This is a genomic window from Streptomyces albus subsp. chlorinus (assembly GCF_013302895.1).
GTDB classification, from domain to species: domain Bacteria; phylum Actinomycetota; class Actinomycetes; order Streptomycetales; family Streptomycetaceae; genus Streptomyces; species Streptomyces chlorinus.
The window spans coordinates 5,155,426-5,172,210 of the sequence record NZ_VJOK01000001.1; the positions used below are offsets into that span (position 1 = coordinate 5,155,426).

Here is a 16,785-nt window from a genome sequence, read left to right on the forward strand (position 1 = left end):
CGCCACGCGTGCCGGGCCAGTACGTTGGCCCGGTCCCCGGCGCTGCAATTCCTCCAAAGGGTGCGGAGGAAGCGGCTCTTCAGTGCGCCGTCGCTCCCACCGTCCCGCTCCAGCGCGGTGGCCATGATCCGGGTAAGGGTGAGCGCTCTGTTCTCAGGCACGGGTCCCTCCCCTCGATGCGGCCCCACGCGCCTCCAGGGCCTTGACGGCCGCGCGGGCCACCTCGCCGTAAGGGATGCCGCGGATGTTCCGGGCGCAGGGCAGGCAGGCGGACGCTGCGGCGGGAGGGCCTGAGCCGCGTTCGATGACGTCGATGATCTCGACGTCGTCCGCGTGGCCTTGGTGCCACTGGCACCATCCGGCACTCATCTGGTCGTTCCTCCGGTGTTCTTGTCAGTGGGGGCGGCGGGCGTAGGGGTCTTGTCGCCCGAGCAGGTGCGGCAGCGGGCGCCGATGCTTCTGATGCCGTCGTCCTGCGCGTCGTTGCGGACGGTCAGCGGGCCCCGGCAGCGTGGGCAGGTGCCGTACCAGCCGGGCCGGTGCAGCGCGAGGCGTGCGGGGGCGGGCTCAGTCACGGTGGCTGTCCCGTTCCCGGCGGCACCACGGACACCGGCAGGCAGGCCACCGCGTGGTCGCCGGCACCGTCGCCGCACGGACGGTGCGCGGCCTGGTCCAGGAACGGCCCGAGTCGCGGGAGACGCGGAGCGTCATACGACTCATGACGAGGGCCTCACCGGTCGGACGGCCGCGAGATGGCGCTCCCGGTCCCTGTCGTAGGCCTCCCGCTCCCGCTGGGTGGCCTCGCGCAGGTGCTCCGGGGCGGCCCACCACGCGTAGCCGGTGGGCGTGATGAGCTGCATGGCCCCGTCCGGGCGGGTCTGCTGCACCCGTCCCGTCCACGGCGGCTCGGGCGGGACGCACTGTCGCGTCTCTTCGTCGACCAGGTAGTCCCCCCTGACGATGTCCGGGTCTGCACTTGCCGTCGTGGTGGAGGTCTGTGGGTGCCTGATCGACATGTGGGCTCCCCTCGCTGGGCTCATATCCAGCCAACGGCGAGGCGCCCGTTTCCGTCGGACTCACGGCCGGACTTTCGGGCGGACTTTTGACCGCGACCGGTCTTTTCCGCCTCCTCAACCCGCTACGGTCGGTACACGAGCGGATCACCGGAGGTACCGTTGACTCCCTTTGAACAGGCGTGCATCGAGCACGGCTGGCGCCGGCCAGCGGATTTTCTCCAAGCGTTCAATTCGACCGCTGCCATCCTGGGAGAGGTCGTCACGCTGACAGACCGCCAACTTCGCCGGTGGCGCCAGCCATCGCCTCCTGAACCTCGCGCCCGCGCCTGGCGCGTACTCCATGCCATGTTCGGTGTGAGCCCGAGCGATCTCGGCTTTCCCGGCCCCCCGCCCGGTGCGACCGTGGGGATTGAACCGCTCCTCGCAAAGAAAGGCACCAGCAGCGTGGATCGACGCGCCTTCCTCAACGATTCCCTCGGTGTCGCCGCAAGCGCCGGATTCCCACCAGCCCTGTCACCGACCGGATACTTCGGAGCCGTGGGCACTACCCACCTGCGGGAACTCCGAGAAGGACTCCGTTCCCTGTACCAGCTCGATGACGCCTACGGCGGCGGGGACGTGCGCTCCCTCGCCGCCCGACACCTGCGCCGCGTGCGCCGGGTCATCAACACCAGCCGCTTCCCCGACACCATCGGCCGGCAACTCCAGCTGCTCGCCGGCGAGACGGCAGAGCACTGCGCGTGGCTGGCGTACGACGCGGACGACCAGGACACCGCACGCCGCTATTGGGGCGAAGCCCTTGCAACAGCGACGATGCTTCGCGACACCAGCCTCGAAATCCTCGCTCTCGCCTCCCTGTCCATGCAGGCGTCGTACGAGGGGCGTCCCCGTGACGGCCTTGATCTGGCCCGTGCGGCACGCGAGAGAGCGACACGCTTCGGCTCACCGATCCTCCAGTCTCTCATCGCGTCCCGTGAAGCCCGAGCACTGTCCCTGATGGGCGACGGCAAGGCCGCGGGCAAACGCCTCGCCGACGCCATGCGCCTGGTCGAACGCCACGGGCCACGGTCACGTCCTTCTCCGGACTGGGCGGCCTTCCACGGCCATGCGGAACTCGACTACGCCCAAGGGCTGCTTTACACCGAGACCGGTCACCATCACGCGGCCACGCAGTACATCCGCGCCGCGCTCGCCCACCAAGACCGCACCTACGGCCGCAACAGGGCGCTGTACCGGCTCACTCTTTCCCGTAGCCTCCTCAAGGCGGGGGACGTTGACGAGGGCGCCGCCCACGCCATGGACAGCCTGGAACACCTGGAAGAAGTCGAGTCCGCCCGGGTTCTCAGGCGGCTGCACGAGGTGACTGACCTCCTGGGCGGCCACGACACCGCGAGCGCCAGAGACGCATCGGAGCAGTTGACGGAGTACGCCCACGTGAGGGGAGCCGCGTGATGTCCGGCATACGCTACGAGCTGCACGAGGGACAAGCAGTGAGGGAACAGCTGGACGCGTTCCTTCCGGCGTACGAGGAGGTGTACGCCGAGCCTCCCTACAGCGAGGGGCCCCGAGACGTCGCGGAGTTCATCGACCACTTCCACGTCCATGCCCAGCGGCCAGGCATCCGCCTCGTTCTCGCCCGCGACGCGGACGAGGTCGTGGGATTCGCGTACGGGTACCTGCTGGCATCCGACACCCGCTGGTGGGCCAACGTTCAAGAACCGCTGCCCGATGACTTTACGTGGGAGGACGGCACCCGCACGTGGGTCATCATCGAACTCGGTGTCCGAAAGCCCTGGCGGCGTCGCGGCATAGCCGCCGGCCTCCACGTCCGTCTCCTCGACGGCCTGGCCGTTGAGCGGGTCACGCTCACCGTCCGGCCCGAGCCGGAAGCCGCACCGGCCCGAGCCGCGTATCTCGCCTGGGGCTATCGGCGCGTTGGCCGTTCTCACCCCTGGGAAGATGCTCCTTACTACGACGCCATGGTCCGCGAACTCGGACTACCGCGCGTCGGAACCACCTCTGTAGGAGAGCAGTCATGACGGTGGGGCTTGCTCAGGTCAAGACACAGGGGCGCTGCCTCTCACGGGTTGCCTCCCCTGCATAAGAGGGGGCGTCCCGAGACGCGGCGGCTCCCGACCGGCCGCACGGTGGTGTCACGGCCGCACCGGTCGTCGTCCACCCGCCCGACGAGGACGGCGGACGCCGCGTCCGTGCGTGGGACACGATCGGCCGTGCCCGCAGCACCACCGAGCTGCTCGGATTCGTCCCCCTGCCCGGTCTCGACCCCGGCACCATGGACCCGCACGAGAGTGACGTGAGCGAGCGGCGCGGCGGTGGCCCGGACGCTATCGGGGCGGCCGGGGCCGGCCGGCAGGGGGCTTTCCGCTCACGGCCGCCCGGGGCCGCGCGGGAAGAGCCAGTCCATCCGGGGCTCGACCACGGCGCGCAGGGCGCGGCGGACCGCCGGGGTGCACAGGAGGGTGACGGCGGCCGACGCCAGCAGTGTGACGGCCACCATGCCGAGCGGGGTGTGCACCCACTCCGGCCGGTACCAGCCCCACCAGCGGCTGCCCTTGACCAGGAAGCCGTGCAGCAGGAAGCCGTAGAGCGTGCCGGCTCCCAGGGCCGTGCACCACAGCCGCCGGCCGGGCACCCAGGCCAGGAAGCAGGCGCTGAGCACCAGTGAGCAGACCAGCAGGGCCAGGGACATCGCAGCGCCGGTCACCGCGGAGACCCCCAGGTCCTGCGCCGGGTCGCGCAGGAAGAGCCACTGGTGGTTCATGCGCGGTGCCGCCCAGTAGGAGAAGACCAGCGCGCCCAGCAGCACCGGCAGGCTCAGCAGGCGGGCGGCCCGGTGCCGCACCAGTGTGAAGTGCTCCGGGCGCAGCGTCAGCCCGATCACGAAGAAGGGCAGGAACCGCAGCACCCGTTGCAGCTCCAGCTCGCCGCCGACGCTCGGGGAGACCGAGACGAGGACGGCGATGACCACCGAGGTGGTCACCGGCCACCGCAGCCGCTCCCAGACGGGCGTGAGCAGCCGCCAGAAGAACAGGGCCAGCAGGAACCACATCACGAACCACGGGTCGAAGAGGTCGATGGGGTAGTCGGGTTCGTCGTGCGCCCAGCGCCGGAAGAGCGCGTACGCCGTCTGGAAGACGACGTACGGCACGGCGACCCCGGCCACCAGCCGCCGGACCCGGGAGGGCGTGAAGGTGAAGCCGCGCGAGAAGTAGCCGGAGATCATGATGAACGCCGGCATGTGGAAGGTGTACACGAACAGGTACAGGGCGGTGGCCGCCCGGCTGTCGTCCCAGAACGGCTCCCAGGAGTGGGCGGCGGCCACCAGCACGATCGCCAGGTACTTGGCGTTGTCGAAGTACGGGTCCCGCCCCGCGCCGGCCGCCCCGCGGGCCGCCGCCCGACGTACGCTCCCCGCGGCAGGGCCGCCGTCCCCGGCCCGTGCGGCCGGGGACGGCGGCGCCGCCAGGGGAGGCAGCGGTGTCCTCATCGACGCCCGAGCTCCAGCATGCGGTCCACGACGCGGGCGGTGGCCAGCCCGTCGGAGGGCTCGCAGAAGTCCCGTACGAAGTCCGCGTACCGGTCCTTGTGGGCGGCGGCGACGCTGTCGATGTCGCGGATCGCGGCGACCAGTTCCTCGCTCGTCTTGATCAGCGGCCCGGGGGCGCGCTCGGTGAAGTCGAAGTAGAAGCCGCGCAGGGTGTCCCGGTAGTGCTCCAGGTCGTAGGTGAAGAAGAGCATCGGACGCCCGGAGTGGGCGAAGTCGAACAGCACCGAGGAGTAGTCGGTGATCAGGATGTCGGCGAGCAGGTACAGCTCGGCGATGTCCGGATAGCCGGACACGTCGAAGACGAAGCCCTCGCCCGCGCCGGGGATCGCGTCCAGGATCTTGGGGTGCTTGCGGAAGAGGAAGACGTGGTCGTCCCCCAGCTCCCGCTCCGCCGCGGCCAGGTCGACCCGCAGGTCCAGTTTGAACCGCTGCCCGCCGTGCCGCTGGTCGTCCCGCCAGGTCGGCGCGTACAGCACCACCTTCTTGTCGGCGGGGATGCCCAGGACCTTCCGCACCCGGGCGGCCACGTCGGCCCGCTCAGGAGAGTGGAAGAGGTCGTTGCGCGGATACCCCGCCTCCAGCACCTCGCCCTCCGCGCAGAACGCGCGCTTCATCACGGGCGTGGTGAAGGCGTTGGGGGAGACGGTGATGTCGAACTGGCGGAAGCGGTGCGGCAGGGAGGCGATGTAGGCGGGGTTCGCCTTGGGCGTGCCCAGCAGGTCGGCGCCGATCTTCTTCAGCGGGGTGCCGTGCCAGGTCTGCACGACGGTCTGGTCCTCCCGCTTGGTGAACCAGTCGCCCAGGCCGACGTTGGTGACGACGTACCGGCTGCGGGCCAGCGCCTCGTACCACTCCTTGGAGTGCCACTCCAGCGGGGTGACCCCCTCGGGCAGCGCCACCTGCCCGTCGGCGACGGACCACAGGTGCTCCACCTCGACGCCGCGGCGCACCAGTTCCTCGTGGATGGCGCGCGGCGAGTCGGAGAACTGCTTGCCGCCGAAGCTGTTGTAGAACACCGCCTCGCGCAGCGGCAGCCGCTTGTGCCGGCTGGTGAACTCGGTGCGCAGCAGGTGCTGGCGGTAGGCGCCGCGCTCGTCCTCGCCCAGCGGGGAGAGGGCCTCCAGGTAGATGCGGTCGAAGTAGCGCCGCTCCACCCGGTAGGAGCGGCTGCCCGCGTCGTGCTCCAGCGGGAGCCGCCCCACCTGGTCGGCGCGCAGCTTCACCGGGACGTCCTGCCGGTGGGTGGTGGCCCCTTCGGCGCGGAAGGAGAAGTACCAGCGGCCCTTGCGCAGCGGCAGCGTGACGTCCGGGTCGTAGGTGGCCGTCTCCAGCGGCCGGACGCGCGCCCGGAACCGGCCGGTGGCCGGGTCGAAGTCCAGGGGCAGGTGCTTCTCCTCGTGCTGGCCCCCGTGCCGCAGCACCAGTTTCGCGCCCTCACCGGGACCGGAGAAGTCGCCCTCCAGCAGCAGCGCGCCGTCCTCGGTCCACTCCAGGGTGTCCACGATGGGCTGGCGTGCCCTGTCGTGCATCTTCAGCAGACCCGGGCCGTCCGTGGTGAGGGCGATCTCCCGGCCGCCGGGCAGGTCGTAGGACCCGGCGGCGAAGTCCGCCGAGACGACGGCCCGGCGCCTGCCGCCGTCTGCCGACCGCATGTGGCAGTGCCAGTCGTGCGTCTTCCCGTACGGCTTGGTCACCTCGTGCAGCCGGGCGAAGGGGATGCGCACGGTGCCGTCCTCGGCCACCGGGTAGTGGTGCTCGCCGATCTCCAGGGCGGTCACCCCCTTCCCGTACGAGCGCACCGTCAGCTCCAGCTGGGAGCCGTCCCGGCGGTGGCCGGTGATCTGTCCCGGCGTCGGGTCAAGGGTCAGCTGGAGCCGTCCCTTGGAGTCGAACCCGGCCACCAGCCGGCGGCCGTCCGCCAGGTGCCGCACCTGGGTGTGCCCGCCGGAGCCGACCACGTCCTTGACCGGCCGGGCCCCGCGCGGCCCGCCGGGGCCGGACAGCAGCAGGCCCAGCTGCCAGACGCCGGGCCGGTCGGCGCCGGGCAGCTTGCCGGGGTCGAGCAGGAACTCGAACCCGGACCAGTCGTAGCAGTGCAGCGCCTGCTTGGAGGCGGCGGTGGCCTCCGGCATCCGGACCGGGCGGACGGTGAACGGCACGCGCCGCCGGCTGCCCTTGCGCCACAGCAGGCCGATCCGCGGCAGCCGGGGCCGTTCGGCCATCGGCACATTGGCCAGGTAGGCCCAGCCGCGCACCAGCAGCCGCCCGTCGCTCTGCCACTCCAGGGTGGTCAGCTTGCTGCGCACCGGCAGATCGTCCTTGCCGCGCAGCGGGATCTGCCCCACGCCGGGGAAGACGGCGCGGCCCCTGCGCAGTCCGCGCACCTGGAAGCCGCCGGGGTGCTCGCGCTGGAGGCGCTGCAGGGCGACCGCGTCGTCCAGCCGGCCCTCGCGGACCAGCTTCCAGGCGAACCGCTCGGCGGGCGCCAGCGCGTCCGGGGTGCGGCCCCCGCTCCAGTGGGCGCGCGCGGCGGTGAGGAAGGAGGCACGTTCCTCCTCGCTCGCCTCGGGCAGGTAACGCAGGCCCCGGGCCAGCTCTTCGGGGATCGTGTCACTCATGGGTCAGCGACTCCAGGTTGCGGATGCCTGCCTTGGTCGCCAGCTCCTTGACGGCCTGCTCGAACCGTGCGAGCGGGTCCGGGCCGGAGGGGCCCAGCAGGTAGGTCTTCAGATCGGCGCGCGCGTCGGCCAGCGGGTCGCCGGCCGGATCGCGCAGGGCGGCCAGCAGCTGCTCGATGCCGCTCGCCCGGTTGTCCAGGACGACCGCGGCACGCACCGCGGTGTTCTGCCGCCGGAACTCCTCCTCGCCGAGTCCGGCGGAGTCGGTGACGGCGTAGGGGCGTCCGCTGGCGATCCAGTCGGAGACCACGGAGGAGATGTCGGAGACGAGCGCGTCCGCGATGTTGAAGCAGTCGTACAGCTTCGGCTCCGGGCCGGTGACGACCTGGTGGTCGCCGCCCGCGGCCTCGATCATCGCCATGACCTTCTCGTGCGCCTCGCGCGCGAGCGGCGAGCGGGTCCCGGTGAAGGGGTGCGGCTTGTAGAGCACCCGCACCGGGTCGGGCGCCTGGAGCAGGGCGCGCACGATGTGCTCCCCGGCCAGGATCAGCGAGGTGTTGCCCGGATCGTCCGTCCAGCCCTCCCAGGTGGGGGCGTACAGCACGGTCGGCACCCGGCCCTCGCGCGGCAGCGGACCGCTGAGGACAGGGGCGAGCTGCGGCCTGCCGACCTCGACGATGTCCTCGTCGCGGACCCCCACCCGGGCGAGGGCGTAGCGGTCGCGGCCCGCGCGCCCGGCCGTCCACACCTCGTCGTAGACCTTGCTGTACGGGTTGACGGAGGCGAGCTTGTCGCTGTCGCCGTGGCCCACGAAGACGTGCTTCATGGTCGGTTCGCGCAGCAGGTGGATGTTCTTTCCGACGTTCGCCGGGTACAGCGCCACCCGCAGCATCGTCAGGTCGAGGTTCATCAGATGCACGGCGGAGGGCACGCAGGCGACCGGGACGGTGGTCTCCGCCAGGGTCTCCAGCGTGTACCGCTCGCGCAGCAGCACCAGGGGCCGCAGCCCGCGGGCCGCCAGCTGCTCCATCGTCTCCAGCCACATCGAGACCTGGTAGGTGGACTCGGGCGAGCCGGAGAAGTACAGCACGGTGTCGGGCTGGTGTTCCGCGAGCCAGCCGTCGAACCACTCCAGCACCCGCTCGCGGCGCGGCGGCAGCTTGCCGGGGCGCATGCACGCGGCGAGCGCGAGGACGTAGGCGAGGGCCAGCGCGAGGGTGGCACCGATCCCGGCGTACGCCACCGGGGCGGAGGCACCGGTGGCGGCGGCCAGCACACCGGCGACCGCGAACAGGTCCAGGTGCTGCATCTTCTCGGCGCCCCGGTGCAGCAGCGCCTGCGGCGGGGGAGCGGGCAGCGCGAGGCGGGACAGGTCGATGTTGCGGGTGGCGACGGGCAGCCGGTGCCGGTTGCGCAGCAGGGTGGACAGGGCGCTGTGCGGCACCTGGAGCCCGTGGAAGGCCACGAAGCAGCTGATCGCCGCGAGGGTCACCGTGGTGTCGGCCTCGTCGAGCCGGACCAGCAGCAGCACCAGCATCAGGTGCCGCAGCAGGAACCGGACGCCCAGCCCGGCGCGGGCCTTGGCCATCCGGCTCAGCAGATAGCTGCCGCGCCGGTGCAGGAAGTGGTCGGCGAGGTAGGTGGCGGCGGCCGCCGCGGCGAAGAGCCCCGCCTGCCCCAGCAGCGCCGCCGCCAGCAGCAGGGGGAAGCCGCACACGAGCACCGCGGCCGCGGCCAGTTCGCCCGTCGAACCGACCCGGGCCGCGCGCAGGAGTCTCTCGCGCCGCTCCTCGGTCATCCGGATCATGCGACGACCTCGGTTTCGACGCCCCCGGAGGCCGTCTTCGCGGCGGCCGTGTTCCCCAGCGCCGCCGTCCCGGTGAGCGGGACGGGCTCGGCCCGCTCGCCGGGACCGTCCGCCAGGTTCTCCGCCAGGCTCTCGTCGAGCTGTGCGGCCAGGGCCTCCTCGAACGCGGAGGCGGCACCGGGGGAGCGGGTGGGGTCCTGCTGCCGCACGTCGATGACGTGGCCGGTCATGCCCGACAGCAGCACGTCCACGGAGGCGTACGCGACCGCCTCGGAGCTGAGCAGGGTGCCGGGCGGCTCCTGGCCGAAGGCGCGGGTGCGCATCGGGGTGGCGGTCCGCTCCGGGTTGACGCAGTTCACCCGGATCCCGTCGCCCGCCCACTCGTCGGCCAGCGCCTGGGTCAGGTTGACCAGCGCCGCCTTGGAGGAGGAGTAGAGGCTGTAGCCGGCGCGGCCCCGGGTGTAGCTGCTGGAGGTGTACAGCAGCAGGTGGCCGCCGCTCTCGGCGAGGTACTTGTGCGCGGCGCGGGCGATGTGCAGGGGCGCCAGGTAGTTGACCCGCAGCGCCTCCTCCACCGTCTCCAGGCCGGTCTCGGCGAGCCGGCCCACCCGCAGCACGCCCGCGGTGTTGACGACGTGGTCGATCCGGCCGGTCTCGGCGTAGGCCTTCGCGAGGGCCTCGGCCACCTGCTCGGCGTTCTCCACATGGGTGCCGGTGGTGGAGCGGCCGTAGGAGAAGACGCGTGCCCCGAAGCTCTCGGCGAGGGCGGCGACGTCGGCGCCGATGCCGTAGGAGCCGCCGAAGACGACCATGGTCCGCCCGCGCAGCCCCTCGGCGTACACCTCGGCAGCGGAGCGCTCCGGCGCCGCGGTCGACGCCAGCTGGAACAGCTTGTCGGCGAGGAAGACGTCGACGGGCTGGGTCACCTTCATGTTGTACTCGTCGCCCTCCACCACGTGGATGGGCACGTCGGGCAGGTAGCGCAGCACCACGGAGCAGTCGTCGGTGGCCTGGAAATGGGGGTCCGTGGCCGCGATCTGGTAGGCGCGGCGGATGGTGGAGAGCCGGAACGCCTGCGGGGTCTGGCCCCGGCGCAGCCGGGAGCGGTCCGGGACGTCGGTGATGAACTCGCCGTCCTCCCCGTGCCGGCGGGTCACGATGATGGTGTCGGCCGACGGGATGGCGACGTCCACCGCCTGGTAGCGGTCCAGCGCCGCGACGCACTCGTGGATCACCCGCTGGGACAGCAGGGGGCGCACGGCGTCGTGGAAGAGGACGTACCGCTCCTCGCCGTCGGCCAGCCCCTCGCTCAGCGCGGCGATGGCGTTCTCGGTGGTGGCGTTGCGGCTGGCGCCGCCCTCCAGCACCCGGCGCACCTTGGTCAGCCCGGCCTTCTCGACGATCTTCTCCACCTCGGGCACGTAGCCCGGCGTCATCAGCACCAGCACGTCGTCGATGTCCTCGGCCTGCTCGAACACCGCCAGTGTGTGCTCGATCAGCGGCTTGCCCGCGATCTTGAGCAGTTGCTTCGGTATGGACAGACCGACGCGCTGCCCGGTGCCGCCCGCCAGGACGACAGCGACGGTGCGTATGTGAGGAGCCACGAGAAACCTGCCTTGTGCTGAGAAATCGGAACCGCGGAGTGAGGGAGCGGTCCGAAAAAGGTGATCGCCGGGTGAACCGCGCGTCTCTTTGATGGTGCAGGCAGGTAAAAAGTTGTGGTCAGTTACAGGTTTGAGACATTTCAATCTGTGAGGCGGGTGTGACGTCAGAGGCGTTCGATGATGGTGACATTGGCCTGGCCGCCACCCTCGCACATGGTCTGGAGGCCGTAGCGGGCCCCGGTGCGCTCCAGTTCGTGGAGGAGGGTGGTCAGCAGCCGGGCCCCGGTCGCGCCGAGGGGATGGCCCAGCGCGATGGCGCCACCGTTGACGTTGACCTTGTCCGGGTCGCAGCCGGTCTCCGCCAGCCAGGCCAGCACCACGGGGGCGAACGCCTCGTTGATCTCCACCAGGTCGATGTCCTCCAGCGTCATCCCCGCCCGGGCCAGGGCGTGCGCGGTGGCCGGGATCGGCGCGGTCAGCATCCGGATCGGGTCCTCTCCGCGCGCGGAGAGATGGTGCACGCGGGCGCGCGGGGTGAGGCGGTGGTCGCGTACGGCCTCCTCGGAGGCGAGCAGCACGGCGCAGGACGCGTCGGACAGCTGCGAGGAGACGGCGGCGGTCAGCCGTCCGCCCTCCACCAGCGGCGGGAGGGCCGCCATCTTCTCCAGCCCGGTGTCGCGCCGCGGGCCCTCATCCACCGCGTGGTCCCCCAGCGGCGCGATCTCCCGGTCGAAGTACCCCGCGTCGATGGCGCGCACCGCCCGCCGGTGGGAGCGCAGCGCCCAGCGCTCCATCTCCGGACGGCCGATGTCCCACTGCCGTGCGATCAGCTCCGCGCCGTGGAACTGGTCGACGGGCGCGTCACCGTAGCGGGCCCGCCAGCCCGCCGAGCCGTGGAAGGGGCCGTCCGTGAGCCCGAGCGGGGCGGCGGCCCGGTGTGCGGCGTAGGCGAGGGGGATCTGCGACATGTTCTGCACCCCGCCGGCGACCACCAGTCCGGCGGTGCCGGACAGCACGGCCTGCGCGGCGAAGTGCACGGCCTGCTGCGAGGAGCCGCACTGCCGGTCCACGGTGACGCCGGGCACCGACTCGGGCAGGCCCGCGGCGAGCCAGGCCGTCCGTGCGAGGTCACCGGCCTGCGGGCCGACGGCGTCCAGGCAGCCGAAGATCACGTCGTCCACGGCCTCGGGGTCCACGTCCACCCGCTCCAGCAGCGCGCGCAGCGCGTGCGCGCCCAGGTCGGCGGGGTGGATGCCGGCCAGTGCGCCGCCGCGCCTGCCGACGGGGGAGCGGACCGCTCCGACTATGTACGCCTCGCCGCGGGACATCACGTTCACTCTCCTCGGGTCCGGGGGACGGACGAGCCGCGCCCCTCAGGTGGCGATTCCGTCGAGCACCATCGACGTGTACTGCTCGGCGATCTGCGCCGCGCTCTTGCGCCCCTGGGGCCGGAACCAGACAGCCGCCATCCAGACGGTGTCGCGCACGAACCGGTAGGCCACCGGGACGTCCAGCTCGCGCCGGAAGCTGCCGTCGGCCACCCCGCGCTCCAGGGTGCGCGTCCACAGCTTCTGGAAGCGTTCCTGCGAGTCGGACAGGTAGCGGAAGCGCTCCTGGGCGGCGAGCCTGCGGGCCTCCTTCTGGTAGATGACCACCGCCGGGCGGTGCCGCTCCATCTGCCGGAACGACTCGGTGACCAGCCCCTCGAACGTCTCGCGCGGTGGCAGGCAGGCCTCCTCGATCCGCTGGTAGCCCTGCCACAGGTCGGTGAGGAAGGCGCTGAGGATCTCGTCGGCCATCGACTCCTTGGAGTCGAAGTGGTAGTAGAGGCTGCCCGCGAGCAGCCCGGCGCGGTCCGCGATGGTGCGGACGGTCGTCGCGTTGTACCCCTGCTCCGCGAACACCTCGGCGGCGGTCGCCAGCAGCTCGGCCCGGCGTCCGGTGCCGGCGGGGTTCTTCTTCGGCGTCACCATGCATCCATTGTCCGTCGGGCGCGTAGGGGCAGGTCACCGGCGGTGCGGCCGGGTCAGGGGTGCTGGCTGCTGACGGCCACGGTCTCGCCCGTCATGTAGGAGGAGTAGTCGCTCGCCAGGAAGACGATCACGTTGGCGACCTCCCAGGGCTCGGCGTGCCGGCCGAACGCCTCGCGGGAGGTCAGCTCCGCGAGCACGTCGGGGGTGGTGACCTTCACCAGGTGCGGGTGCATCGCCAGGGAGGGGGAGACGGCGTTGATCCGGACGCCGAACGCGGCGGCCTCCAGGGCGGCGCAGCGGGTCAGCGCCATCACGCCCGCCTTGGCCGCGGCGTAGTGCGCCTGGCCGCGCTGGGCCCGCCAGCCGACGACCGAGGCGTTGTTGACGATCACCCCGCCGCCCGGCTGTTCCCGCATGGCGCGCAGCCCGGCCCGGGTGCAACGGAAGGTGCCGTTCAGTGTCACGTCCAGCACCCGGGACCACTGCTCGTCGGTCATCTCCACCAGTTCCGCGGTGCCGCCCAGGCCGGCGTTGTTGACGAGCACGTCGATACGGCCGTGGCGTTCGGTGCAGGCGTCCAGCAGGGCCCGCACCTCCTCCTCGACGGTCACGTCGCAGGGCACGGCCCGCACCCGCCGGGGGCCGAACTCGCGGGCGAGCGCCTGCTCGGCCGCGGCGAGGCGGCGGGCGTGGGAGTCCCCGAGGACGACGCCGTCCGCGCCCTCCTCCAGGACGCGGCGCGCGGTCGCCCCGCCGATGCCGCTGCCCGCGGCGGCGGTGACGACGACGGCCCGTCCGGCCAGCAGGCCGTGCGGGGCGGGGCGGACGGGTGCGGCACTGCTCATACGGCGGCCCCTCTCGTCATGCGACGGCCCCTCCCGACCGGTCGCGGCCGGGCCTTCTCCGGCCTTTCCGGCCTTTCCGGCCTCTCCGGTCTCGTCCGGCGGGCCCCTCGCGGCTCTCGACGCGGGGGCGGAGCCACGTTAATCTACCAAACACTTGTTAGGGAAGAGTGTGCCGCCTCGTCCGAGGAGAGCCCGCATGCCCGACGACCGCCCAGCAGCACCCGAGGTGGTGACCTACGAGCGCGTCGGCGCCGTCGCCCGCGTCACCCTCAACCGCCCCGAGTACCGCAACGCGCAGAACTCGGCGATGACCTACGCCCTCGACGCGGCCTTCCGCCGCGCCGCCGACGACGACGAGGTCCGCGCCCTCGTCCTGGCGGGCGCGGGCGAGCACTTCAGCGCCGGGCACGACATCGGCAGCCCCGGCCGCGACGCGCACCTGTCCTTCCCGCGCACGGCCGGACTGTGGTGGGACCACGTGGGCAAACAGGGCGCCGAGTCCCGGTACGCGCGTGAGTCCGAGGTCTACCTGGGCATGTGCCGCCGCTGGCGCGAGCTGCCCAAACCCGTGGTCTGCGCCGTGCAGGGCGCGTGCGTGGCGGGCGGGCTGATGCTGGCGTGGGTGTGCGACCTCATCGTCGCCAGCGAGGACGCCTTCTTCGCCGACCCCGTGGTCCGCATGGGCATCCCCGGCGTCGAGTACTTCGCCCACCCCTGGGTGATGGGGCCCCGCCTCGCCAAGGAGTTCCTCTACACGGGGGAGCGGATGAGCGCCCGCCGCGCGTACGAGATCGGCATGGTCAACCGCGTCGTCGCGCGGGCCCGGCTCGACGAGGAGGCCGGAGCGCTGGCGGCCCGGATCGCCGGGATGCCCCGCCTCGGGCTCGCCCTCACCAAGCGCGCCGTCAACCAGGCCGAGGACCTGATGGGCCTGCACAGCGGCCTCGACTCCGCGTTCGGCCTGCACCACCTGGCGCACGCGCACAACGCCGAGACGGGCACCGACTCCCTGGGCGGCATGGACGCCCGCTCCATGCGCGAGGCGGCCCGCCGCGCGGCCGGGACGGGCACCGCGGGCACGGCCGCCGGGGACGGAACCGCCGGGGACGGAACCGCCGGGGACGGAACCGCCGGCGGCGGGGACGGAGCCTGAGCGATGGACCTGGAGTTCGGCGCCGCCGAGGAGGACTTCCGTGCCGAGGCCCGCGCCTGGCTGGCCGCGCACGTGCCAACCCGGCCGCTGCCCTCGCTGGAGACGGCCGAGGGCTTCGCGGCGCACCGCGCCTGGGAGCGCGAACTGTACGAGGGCGGCTGGTCCGTCGTCTCCTGGCCCGAGGCGTACGGCGGCCGGGGGGCGAGCCCGACCGAGTGGCTGGTCTTCGAGGAGGAGTACTACGCGGCGGGCGCGCCCGGCCGCGTCAGCCAGAACGGCATCAGCCTCCTGGCCCCCACCCTCTTCGCACACGGTACCGAGGAGCAACTGGCCCGCCTCCTGCCGCCGATGGCCTCCGGCGAGACGATCTGGGCGCAGGCCTGGTCCGAACCGGAGGCCGGCTCCGACCTCGCCGCGCTGCGCTCCCGCGCCGAGCGCACCGCACGCGACGGCGGCGGCTGGCTGCTGAACGGCCAGAAGACCTGGTCCTCCCGGGCCGCGTTCGCCGACCGCGCCTTCGGGCTCTTCCGCACCGACCCGGAGGCCCAACGGCACCGCGGACTGAGCTACCTGATGTTCCCGCTCGACGCGGAGGGCGTCACCGTGCGGCCGATCGGCAGGCTGGACGGCAAGCCCGCCTTCGCGGAGATCTTCCTGCAGGACGTCTTCGTGCCCGACGCCGACGTCATCGGTGAACCCGGCCAGGGCTGGCGGGCCGCGATGTCCACGGCGGGCAACGAGCGCGGGCTCACCCTGCGCTCGCCCGGCCGCTTCACGGCCGCCGCCGAACGGCTGCGCCGGCTGTGGGAGCGGCAGGCGGAGCCGGCGCGCGGCGCGGCGGCCGGTCGGGTGGCCGACGCCTGGATCCGGGCGCGCGCCTACCAGCTCGCCGGGTACGCCGCCGCCTCGTCCCCCGCCGACCCGTCCGCCGCGCCCCCCTCCTCCGTGAACAAGCTCTTCTGGTCCGAACTGGACATCGACCTGCACGAGACGGCCCTCGACCTGCTCGGCCCCGGCGCCGCCGAGATCGCCGAGGGGCTGCCCGGGTCGGTCTGGCTGGACGGCTGGATCTTCGCGCTGGCCGGGCCCGTCTACGCGGGCACCAACGAGATCCAGCGCGACATCGTCGCCGAGCGGGTGCTCGGCCTGCCGAGGGGACGCTGAGACGCATGCGCTTCGTGCCCGGACCGGACCAGCTCGCCTACGTCCGGACCGTCCGCCGCGTGCTGTCCGGGGCCGGGCCCCTGAAGGCGGCCCGCGCCTGGGCGGCCGGTGACCTGGCCCCGGGACGCGCCCTGTGGCGCTCGCTCGCCGGGACGGGGCTGCCCGGCCTCGCCGTCCCCGAGGAGTGCGGCGGGCTGGGCTGGTACCCGGCCGAACTCGCCGCCGCCTTCGTCGAGACGGGCCGCGCCGGGGCGCCGGGCCCGCTGGCCGAGACGGTCGCACTGGCGGCGGCGCTGGCCCGCACCCCGTCCTGGCCCGAACGGCTGCTGGGCGGCGAGGAGCTGGCGACCGTCACCGACCCGGCGAGCGGCTACGCGGTGGACCCGAGGGCGGCGCGGGCGGTGTTCGTGCTGCGCGAGGGCACCCTGTACCTCGCGGCCGGGCAGGGCCCCGTGCTGCCCTCCCTCGACCCCGCCCGGCACCTCGCCCGCTGCGCACCCGGCGAGGCGGTACCGGCCGACACCGGGCGGCTGCGGGCCCTGGCCACACTGCTGACCGCCGCCCAGGCGCTCGGCGCGGGCGAGGCGCTGCTCGCGGGCAGCGTGGAGTACGTCGCGGCCCGGCGGCAGTTCGGCCGGCCCGTCGGGTCCTTCCAGGCGGTCAAGCACCAACTGGCCGACGTGGCCGTCGAGCTGGAGTTCGCCCGCCCCCTGCTGCACGCCGCCGCGCTGGCCGTACGGGGGGACGCCGCCGCCGACCCCCGCGACCTGCCCGCCGCGAAGGCGGCCTGCTCGCACGCCGCCCACCTGGCCGCCCGCACCGCCCTCCAGGTGCACGGCGCCGTGGGCTACACGGACGAGTACGACCTCACCCTGCTCCTGCGCAAGGCCCGCTGCCTCTACACCTCCTGGGGCACCCAGGACGCCTGCCGCTCTGCCGTGCTCGCGGGCCGGCCGCTGCCGGACTGAGCCCGGCGGCCCGGCACCGGACCGGGCGGCCCTCAGCCGCTGCCCGGGAGCGCGGCCGGGGGCACCAGG

15 protein-coding genes are annotated in these 16,785 nt (G+C 72.9%); 5 read left to right on the forward strand and 10 right to left on the reverse strand.

Going from position 1 to position 16,785, the window contains the following annotated elements; translation table 11 throughout:
- Positions 1 to 153 precede the first annotated feature (153 nt).
- The 3 genes from FM076_RS22660 to FM076_RS22670 form a co-directional block, all read right to left on the reverse strand.
- The gene (locus FM076_RS22660) at positions 154 to 369 is read right to left on the reverse strand and encodes a hypothetical protein (RefSeq protein ID WP_173872803.1); all 216 of its coding nucleotides are present in this window, start codon (positions 367 to 369) and stop codon (positions 154 to 156) included.
- Complete coding sequence (locus FM076_RS22665; RefSeq protein WP_173872804.1) at positions 366 to 575, reverse strand: hypothetical protein; 210 nt, start codon at positions 573 to 575, stop codon at positions 366 to 368. The genes FM076_RS22660 and FM076_RS22665 overlap by 4 nt, the downstream gene beginning before the upstream one ends.
- A 141-nt stretch (positions 576 to 716) precedes the next feature.
- Positions 717 to 1,016, reverse strand: a complete 300-nt coding sequence (locus FM076_RS22670) for a hypothetical protein (RefSeq protein ID WP_243274603.1) — start codon at positions 1,014 to 1,016, stop codon at positions 717 to 719.
- A gap of 345 nt (positions 1,017 to 1,361) precedes the next feature.
- On the opposite strand from FM076_RS22670, the gene FM076_RS22675 reads away from it, so the two are divergent.
- A complete protein-coding gene (locus FM076_RS22675; RefSeq protein WP_243274604.1) occupies positions 1,362 to 2,468 on the forward strand; it encodes a hypothetical protein in 1,107 nt (368 codons plus the stop codon).
- On the forward strand, positions 2,468 to 3,055 hold the full coding sequence (locus FM076_RS22680; protein WP_173872806.1) for a GNAT family N-acetyltransferase: 588 nt from the start codon (positions 2,468 to 2,470) through the stop codon (positions 3,053 to 3,055). Before FM076_RS22675 ends, FM076_RS22680 begins: the two co-directional genes overlap by 1 nt.
- A 347-nt stretch (positions 3,056 to 3,402) precedes the next feature.
- Here the strand turns inward: FM076_RS22680 and FM076_RS22685 are convergent, their stop codons facing one another.
- The 7 genes from FM076_RS22685 to FM076_RS22715 all read right to left on the reverse strand — a co-directional run bounded on the left by FM076_RS22685 (position 3,403) and on the right by FM076_RS22715 (position 13,431).
- On the reverse strand, positions 3,403 to 4,524 hold the full coding sequence (locus tag FM076_RS22685; protein ID WP_173872807.1) for an acyltransferase family protein: 1,122 nt from the start codon (positions 4,522 to 4,524) through the stop codon (positions 3,403 to 3,405).
- Positions 4,521 to 7,202, reverse strand: coding sequence for a CDP-glycerol glycerophosphotransferase family protein (locus FM076_RS22690; protein WP_173872808.1), 2,682 nt, complete (start codon positions 7,200 to 7,202; stop codon positions 4,521 to 4,523). Before FM076_RS22690 ends, FM076_RS22685 begins: the two co-directional genes overlap by 4 nt.
- Positions 7,195 to 9,009 (reverse strand): CDP-glycerol glycerophosphotransferase family protein, encoded by a 1,815-nt coding sequence (locus tag FM076_RS22695; protein WP_173872809.1) that lies wholly within the window; start codon positions 9,007 to 9,009, stop codon positions 7,195 to 7,197. The genes FM076_RS22690 and FM076_RS22695 overlap by 8 nt, the downstream gene beginning before the upstream one ends.
- Positions 9,006 to 10,613, reverse strand: coding sequence for a bifunctional cytidylyltransferase/SDR family oxidoreductase (locus FM076_RS22700; protein ID WP_345945166.1), 1,608 nt, complete (start codon positions 10,611 to 10,613; stop codon positions 9,006 to 9,008). The genes FM076_RS22695 and FM076_RS22700 overlap by 4 nt, the downstream gene beginning before the upstream one ends.
- 164 nt (positions 10,614 to 10,777) lie before the next feature.
- Positions 10,778 to 11,941: an acetyl-CoA C-acetyltransferase gene (locus tag FM076_RS22705; RefSeq protein ID WP_173872810.1), complete on the reverse strand. Its 1,164-nt coding sequence runs from the start codon at positions 11,939 to 11,941 to the stop codon at positions 10,778 to 10,780.
- Between the two features lie 45 nt (positions 11,942 to 11,986).
- The gene (locus tag FM076_RS22710) at positions 11,987 to 12,586 is read right to left on the reverse strand and encodes a TetR/AcrR family transcriptional regulator (protein WP_173872811.1); all 600 of its coding nucleotides are present in this window, start codon (positions 12,584 to 12,586) and stop codon (positions 11,987 to 11,989) included.
- A 53-nt stretch (positions 12,587 to 12,639) separates the two neighbouring features.
- Positions 12,640 to 13,431, reverse strand: coding sequence for an SDR family oxidoreductase (locus FM076_RS22715; protein ID WP_173872812.1), 792 nt, complete (start codon positions 13,429 to 13,431; stop codon positions 12,640 to 12,642).
- A 196-nt stretch (positions 13,432 to 13,627) separates the two neighbouring features.
- Between FM076_RS22715 and FM076_RS22720 the strand changes: the two genes are divergently transcribed.
- Genes FM076_RS22720 through FM076_RS22730 form a run of 3 tightly spaced genes read left to right on the forward strand, consistent with a single transcriptional unit; the run spans position 13,628 to position 16,716 of the window.
- Entirely contained in the window at positions 13,628 to 14,584 is a 957-nt protein-coding gene (locus FM076_RS22720) for an enoyl-CoA hydratase (protein ID WP_173872813.1), read from the forward strand.
- 3 nt (positions 14,585 to 14,587) lie between these two features.
- Positions 14,588 to 15,748, forward strand: coding sequence for an acyl-CoA dehydrogenase family protein (locus FM076_RS22725; RefSeq protein ID WP_173872814.1), 1,161 nt, complete (start codon positions 14,588 to 14,590; stop codon positions 15,746 to 15,748).
- Between the two features lie 5 nt (positions 15,749 to 15,753).
- Positions 15,754 to 16,716, forward strand: coding sequence for an acyl-CoA dehydrogenase family protein (locus tag FM076_RS22730; protein WP_173872815.1), 963 nt, complete (start codon positions 15,754 to 15,756; stop codon positions 16,714 to 16,716).
- Positions 16,717 to 16,785 lie beyond the last annotated feature (69 nt).

What these genes read in the sequence shown, in the direction of transcription:
- FM076_RS22660 (WP_173872803.1), bottom strand. Translation starts at nt 369, where the DNA reads ATGAGTGCCGGATGGTGCCAGTGGCACCAAGGCCACGCGGACGACGTC.
- FM076_RS22670 (WP_243274603.1), bottom strand. Translation starts at nt 1,016, where the DNA reads ATGTCGATCAGGCACCCACAGACCTCCACCACGACGGCAAGTGCAGAC.
- FM076_RS22675 (WP_243274604.1), top strand. Translation starts at nt 1,362, where the DNA reads ATGTTCGGTGTGAGCCCGAGCGATCTCGGCTTTCCCGGCCCCCCGCCC.
- FM076_RS22680 (WP_173872806.1), top strand. Translation starts at nt 2,468, where the DNA reads ATGTCCGGCATACGCTACGAGCTGCACGAGGGACAAGCAGTGAGGGAA.
- FM076_RS22685 (WP_173872807.1), bottom strand. Translation starts at nt 4,524, where the DNA reads ATGAGGACACCGCTGCCTCCCCTGGCGGCGCCGCCGTCCCCGGCCGCA.
- FM076_RS22690 (WP_173872808.1), bottom strand. Translation starts at nt 7,202, where the DNA reads ATGAGTGACACGATCCCCGAAGAGCTGGCCCGGGGCCTGCGTTACCTG.
- FM076_RS22695 (WP_173872809.1), bottom strand. Translation starts at nt 9,009, where the DNA reads ATGATCCGGATGACCGAGGAGCGGCGCGAGAGACTCCTGCGCGCGGCC.
- FM076_RS22705 (WP_173872810.1), bottom strand. Translation starts at nt 11,941, where the DNA reads ATGTCCCGCGGCGAGGCGTACATAGTCGGAGCGGTCCGCTCCCCCGTC.
- FM076_RS22710 (WP_173872811.1), bottom strand. Translation starts at nt 12,586, where the DNA reads ATGGTGACGCCGAAGAAGAACCCCGCCGGCACCGGACGCCGGGCCGAG.
- FM076_RS22715 (WP_173872812.1), bottom strand. Translation starts at nt 13,431, where the DNA reads ATGAGCAGTGCCGCACCCGTCCGCCCCGCCCCGCACGGCCTGCTGGCC.
- FM076_RS22720 (WP_173872813.1), top strand. Translation starts at nt 13,628, where the DNA reads ATGCCCGACGACCGCCCAGCAGCACCCGAGGTGGTGACCTACGAGCGC.
- FM076_RS22725 (WP_173872814.1), top strand. Translation starts at nt 14,588, where the DNA reads ATGGACCTGGAGTTCGGCGCCGCCGAGGAGGACTTCCGTGCCGAGGCC.
- FM076_RS22730 (WP_173872815.1), top strand. Translation starts at nt 15,754, where the DNA reads ATGCGCTTCGTGCCCGGACCGGACCAGCTCGCCTACGTCCGGACCGTC.